Source organism: Paenibacillus xylanivorans, from assembly GCF_001280595.1.
Taxonomy (GTDB): domain Bacteria; phylum Bacillota; class Bacilli; order Paenibacillales; family Paenibacillaceae; genus Paenibacillus; species Paenibacillus xylanivorans.
Genome location: NZ_LITU01000083.1, coordinates 135775 through 136923, shown reverse-complemented (window position 1 = coordinate 136923; position 1149 = coordinate 135775). Strand labels below are relative to the sequence as shown.

General features: G+C 43.7%; 3 protein-coding genes. All 3 read right to left on the bottom strand.

Annotated elements, in window-relative coordinates; all coding sequences use genetic code 11:
* The coding region (locus tag AMS66_RS34255) for a LysR family transcriptional regulator (RefSeq protein WP_236703691.1) at positions 1-219 on the bottom strand (219 nt) is incomplete at its 3' end.
* 131 nt (positions 220-350) lie between these two features.
* Positions 351-788 (bottom strand): hypothetical protein, encoded by a 438-nt coding sequence (locus AMS66_RS30210; RefSeq protein ID WP_053784297.1) that lies wholly within the window; start codon positions 786-788, stop codon positions 351-353.
* Positions 789-1004: 216 nt separating this feature from the next.
* The coding region (locus AMS66_RS32115) for a DUF2129 domain-containing protein (RefSeq protein ID WP_144424660.1) at positions 1005-1149 on the bottom strand (145 nt) is incomplete at its 5' end.

The window sequence follows — 1149 nt, the reverse complement described above, 5'->3', positions numbered from 1 at the left end:
CTCTACACTGCGTTTGGCATGAGGCAATAATGTCCGCCCCGCCTCGGATAATTCTATTTTCTTGGTAGAACGGTGCAGCAGCTTGGTCCCAAAATAATCCTCAAGCGATTGGATCTGCATCGTCACCGCAGGTTGTGTCATATGTAGTGCTTGCGCAGCCGCTGAAAAACTCCCCTTCTCTGCTACGGTATAAAAAATATGCAATTGATGAAAATTCATATCTTCGCCCCTCTTCTGTACGCTTTCCCCATTGTAGCCGATTTCCTGAATTCCAACAAAAAAAGCATGCAGCTTGTCTGCATGCGATGTAACCTGAATCTATCAACTCGAAAATATGGATTATTCCAAACTCACTTATGCTTGCGACTGTTCTTGACAAGAGTCATTCGTCTTGAATGTCTCAGCCAGGAATAATACGATTTTAAATCCCGCAGTTCAATCGTCTCGGACATTTTCCCCAGAAATGTAACTACAATCATCTTATGAAGCGGATTGCCGGCAATATCATATTCCCCTTCAAGTTCGGAAAATTCAGCAACCACGACCAGATCCTCGTCGATCAGGTAGACATCCTGCTCATTACGGTAGTATGGTGTAATACGGTCCTGCTTCAGACACTCCCATAACCATGCCGCAATATGGTCATCATCATTACGTGCCGGCTCAATACGGTCTGCATACCGCATCTTGGCATGATGGGTAATGACGATGTCGGCCACTTTTTTGTCTCCAAGAGCCACGAAAAAAGGCTCGTACGTGCTCCAACGTTGCATCACCTTATCACGCATGGGAATCACTCTCCACCAGATAGGACTTTCTATCTATTTATTTACCCAATATATTACAACATAAGTCCCGCAACCTCAAGGCGTAAGTTCAGATTTTTTCACAAAATCCAGTTTATGCCTAATTCAATAAAAGAGCGGCCCCGAAGGACCCCTCTGGTTAATCGTTTCGAAATGTTCAGTAGCAACAAGTTCACTGTTCATTCCCAAACCCTTTTGTTATATCCCGTAAAAACTCGTTTTGTCCATCGTTTTGCTAGCATACTCTGTTTTAATCTCATTCCGGTAAGAACGTTCGACTTTGCGCACATAGGAAAGTCTATTCACATTTTTCATCGTATCTTCAGCCCGCTCTGCATTAACA